The organism is Streptomyces sp. NRRL WC-3549, assembly GCF_000721935.1.
In the GTDB taxonomy this organism is placed as follows: Bacteria; Actinomycetota; Actinomycetes; order Streptomycetales; family Streptomycetaceae; genus Streptomyces.
On the sequence record NZ_KL585440.1, the window covers coordinates 69907 to 74018 of the forward strand.

Annotated in this window: 5 protein-coding genes; 2 read left to right on the forward strand and 3 right to left on the reverse strand. The window is 70.2% G+C overall.

The features are described from left to right. Together IH13_RS0133225 and IH13_RS0133230 are read right to left on the reverse strand one after the other, a co-directional pair. A partial coding sequence (locus IH13_RS0133225) for an aminotransferase class III-fold pyridoxal phosphate-dependent enzyme (protein ID WP_199814922.1) occupies positions 1 to 902 on the reverse strand: 902 nt, incomplete at its 3' end. Continuing rightward, complete coding sequence (locus IH13_RS0133230; protein WP_031090353.1) at positions 881 to 1372, reverse strand: Lrp/AsnC family transcriptional regulator; 492 nt, start codon at positions 1370 to 1372, stop codon at positions 881 to 883. The genes IH13_RS0133225 and IH13_RS0133230, both read right to left, overlap by 22 nt. A 179-nt stretch (positions 1373 to 1551) precedes the next feature. Here IH13_RS0133230 and IH13_RS0133235 point away from each other — a divergent pair, with 179 nt between their 5' ends. Then, complete coding sequence (locus IH13_RS0133235; RefSeq protein WP_031090362.1) at positions 1552 to 2991, forward strand: gamma-aminobutyraldehyde dehydrogenase; 1440 nt, start codon at positions 1552 to 1554, stop codon at positions 2989 to 2991. A gap of 103 nt (positions 2992 to 3094) precedes the next feature. Then, a complete protein-coding gene (locus IH13_RS0133240) occupies positions 3095 to 3598 on the forward strand; it encodes a hypothetical protein (RefSeq protein ID WP_031090364.1) in 504 nt (167 codons plus the stop codon). 51 nt (positions 3599 to 3649) lie between these two features. Here the strand turns inward: IH13_RS0133240 and IH13_RS0133245 are convergent. Next, the coding region (locus tag IH13_RS0133245) for a glycerophosphodiester phosphodiesterase (RefSeq protein ID WP_199814923.1) at positions 3650 to 4112 on the reverse strand (463 nt) is incomplete at its 5' end.

The window sequence follows — 4112 nt, forward strand, 5'->3', positions numbered from 1 at the left end:
GAGATGTGTATAAGAGACAGGCCCGAGGTCATGCCCTTGGCGCAGGTGATCATGTCCGGTACGTAGTCGAACTTCTCGCAGGCGAACATGGTGCCCAGCCGGCCGAAGGCGCAGATGACCTCGTCGGACACGAGCAGCACGTCGTGCCGGTCGCAGATCTCCCGCACCCGCCGGAAGTAACCGGGCGGCGGCGGGAAGCAGCCGCCGGCGTTCTGCACGGGCTCCAGGAAGACCGCGGCGACGGTCTCCGGACCCTCGAAGACGATCTGCTGCTCGATCTGGTCGGCGGCCCAGCGGCCGAACGCCTCCGGGTCGTCGCCGAAGAGCGGGGCCCGGTAGATGTTGGTGTTCGCCACCTTGTGCGCACCCGGGACCAGCGGCTCGAACGGGGCCTTGAGGGCGGGCAGCCCGGTGATGGACAGGGCGCCCTGCGGGGTGCCGTGGTAGGCGACGGCTCGCGAGATGACCTTGTGCTTGGCCGGCTTGCCGGTGAGCTTGAAGTACTGCTTCGCCAGTTTCCACGCCGTCTCGACGGCCTCACCGCCGCCCGTGGTGAAGAAGACCTTGTCGAGGTCGCCGGGGGCGTGGCCGGCCAGCCGTTCGGCCAGCTCGACGGCCTTGGGGTGGGCGTAGGACCACACCGGGAAGAAGGCCAGCTCCTGCGCCTGCCTGGCCGCCGTCTCCGCGAGCTCGCGGCGGCCGTGCCCGGCGTTGACCACGAACAGGCCGGAGAGGCCGTCGAGATAGCGCTTGCCGCGGTCGTCGTAGATGTAGGTGCCCTCGCCACGCACGATGGTGGGGACGGGCGCGTCCGCGTAGTCCGACATGCGGGTGAAGTGCATCCACAGGTGGTCGTACGCGGTCCGGCTGAGGTCCTTGCTCACGGCTGTCGAGTCCCCCACATGTAGGTCTGCTTCTTGAGCTTGAGGTAGACGAAGCTCTCGGTGGAGCGCACCCCGGGGATGGCCCGGATGCGTCGGTTGATCGTCTCCAGCAGGTGGTCGTCGTCCTCGCAGACGATCTCCACCATCAGGTCGAAGGAGCCGGCGGTCATCACCACGTACTCGCACTCGCTCATGGCCGCCAAGGCCTCGGCCACCGGTTCGAGGTCCCCCTCGACGTTGACGCCGACCATCGCCTGGCGCATCAGCCCCACGGTGAGCGGGTCCGTCACGGCCACGATCTGCATCACGCCCTGGTCGAGCAGCTTCTGCACGCGCTGGCGCACGGCCGCCTCGGAGAGGCCCACGGCCTTGCCGATCGCGGCGTACGGACGGCGCCCGTCCTCCTGCAGCTGTTCGATGATCGCGAGGGAGAGGGCGTCGACCGGTGTCGACGGTCCGCTCCGGGAGTCTGCGTTACGGCTGGCCACCGACCCACTCTGCACCGCGCCTCGTCTGTCTGGCAAGCGTAGACCGAAGGAATCCGTCGTCCGGGGGGCCCGATGTCGCTGAATCCGTAGGTGGTGGCGGGCGGGTATGTCGAAAGCGTCGCTCCACCGTCTAGGGTGGGGGTGTCTCACCCATCGGACAGCCGACAGGAGGGGTGGCCGTGACCACCGAGGTGCGCCGTCTGCGCAACTACATCAACGGAGAGTTCCGGGACGCCGCGGACGGGCGGACCACCGACGTGGTCAACCCGGTGACGGAGGAGGTCTACGCGACCGCGCCGCTCTCGGGCCGGGCCGACGTCGATGCCGCCATGGAAGCCGCCGCCGCGGCGTTCCCCGCCTGGCGTGACGTGACCCCCGCCGAGCGCCAGAGGGCGCTGCTCAGGATCGCGGACGCCTTCGAGGAGCGGGCGGAGGACCTCATCGCGGCGGAGTCGGAGAACACCGGCAAGCCGCTGGGGCTCACCCGCACCGAGGAGATCCCGCCGATGGTCGACCAGATCCGGTTCTTCGCCGGCGCGGCCCGGATGCTCGAAGGCCGCTCGGCCGGGGAGTACATGGAGGGGCTCACCTCGATCGTCCGCCGCGAGCCGGTGGGCGTCTGCGCACAGGTCGCTCCGTGGAACTACCCGATGATGATGGCCGTGTGGAAGTTCGCCCCGGCGCTGGCCGCGGGCAACACCGTCGTCATCAAACCCTCGGACACCACGCCGGCGTCGACGGTGCTGATGGCCGAGATCATCGGGCAGATCCTGCCCAAGGGCGTCTTCAACGTCCTGTGCGGCGACCGGGACACCGGCCGCGCGATGGTGGAGCACCCCACCCCGGCGATGGCCTCCATCACCGGCTCGGTGCGGGCCGGCATGCAGGTCGCCGAGTCGGCGGCCAAGGACCTCAAGCGCGTCCACCTCGAACTCGGCGGCAAGGCCCCCGTCGTCGTCTTCGAGGACACCGACATCGCCAAGGCCGTCGCCGGCATCTCGGAGGCGGGCTACTTCAACGCCGGCCAGGACTGCACGGCGGCCACCCGCGTCCTGGTCCACGAGTCCATCCACGACGAGTTCGTCACGGCGCTCGCCAAGGCGGCGGCCGACACGAGGACGGGCAGCCCGGACGACGAGGACGTGCTGTACGGCCCGCTCAACAACGCGAACCAGCTGGCGCAGGTCAGCGGCTTCATCGAGCGGCTCCCCGCGCACGCCAGGGTCGAGGCCGGCGGCCACCGGGTGGGCGACAAGGGGTACTTCTACGCCCCGACCGTCGTCTCCGGTCTCAAGCAGGACGACGAGATCATCCAGCACGAGGTCTTCGGGCCCGTCATCACCGTCCAGTCCTTCACCGACGAGGCCCAGGCCCTGGAGTACGCCAACGGCGTGGAGTACGCCCTGGCCTCCTCGGTGTGGACCAAGGACCACTCCCGGGCGATGCGCATGTCGCGGAGCCTGGACTTCGGCTGCGTGTGGATCAACACCCACATCCCCCTCGTCGCCGAGATGCCGCACGGCGGATTCAAGAAGTCCGGTTACGGCAAGGACCTTTCGTCGTACGGCTTCGAGGACTACACGCGCGTCAAGCACGTCATGACGTCACTCGACGGCTGATCAGGCCGTCCGCGTTCCCACGGCCCCGGGCTGCCGCCCGGGGCCGTCCGCGTACCCCCGACCCGGTTTTTGAACGTGTTCATGCCGGGCGTACGCTCCGGGCATGAGCGAGCGAGCCCTCTTGCGGCGCATACGCGTGTGGTTGGTCCTCTTCATTGTCTGCCTGGTGCTGAGCGGCCTGACCGCCTTCCCCCTGGTGCACGAACTCCGCTGGGCCGAGGACCTTCTGACGTCCTCGGCCTCTCCCGTCCCCGAGCACCTCCCCGCCCTGGCGGAGTGGATCACCCGGGTCCGGTCCGGCCTGGACGAGGCCGACGCGCGCCACCCCTTCGTCCTCTACGGCACCGACTGGCTGGCCTTCGCCCACCTGGTCATCGCGGTCGCCTTCTACGGCCCCTACCGCGACCCCGTCCGCAACGTCTGGGTCGTCCAGTTCGGGCTGATCGCCTGTGCCGGGATCATCCCGCTCGCCCTGATCTGCGGTCCGATCCGGGACATCCCCTTCTGGTGGTCCGTCATCGACATGTCCTTCGGGGTCTTCGGTGCGATCCCGCTGTTCATCGTGTACCGGATGATCAGGCGCCTGGAGGCGGCCCAGGCGGCGTGAGCCCCCGGACCGGGCCGGGCGTGCGGCCCGCGGTGGCCGGGGCCGGGCGGTCTACGGCCCCGTGCCGTCGGGCCGTCGGCCGGCCCCGGGCCCGGGGGGACCGGCCAGCTCGGCGCGGAGCGCGTCGATGCGGTTGGTGGTGACCGAGTCCACGCCGTATCCGATCAGCCGGCGCATCGTGCGCCGGGTGTCGGCCGTCCAGACGGAGACCAGCAGGCCGTCCGCGTGGATGCGGGCGGCCAGTTCACGGTTCATCAGCCCGAAGCGGTAGTTCAGCCAGCGCGGCCGGACCGCGTCGAGCAGGGCGGGCCGGGGCGGGGCCGACGTCGTCCAGGTCAGCGCGATCTCGGCGGAGGGATCGGCGGCGCGCACCCGCAGCATGGCGGAGGTGTCCGCGCAGTAGTAGACGCGTTCGGCCGCCCCGCACTCGCCGATCACCCCGACGATCCGCCGCACCGAGCGGTCGGTGGAACCGGGCAGGTCGATCATCAGCCGGCGGGTCCCGGCGGCCGTG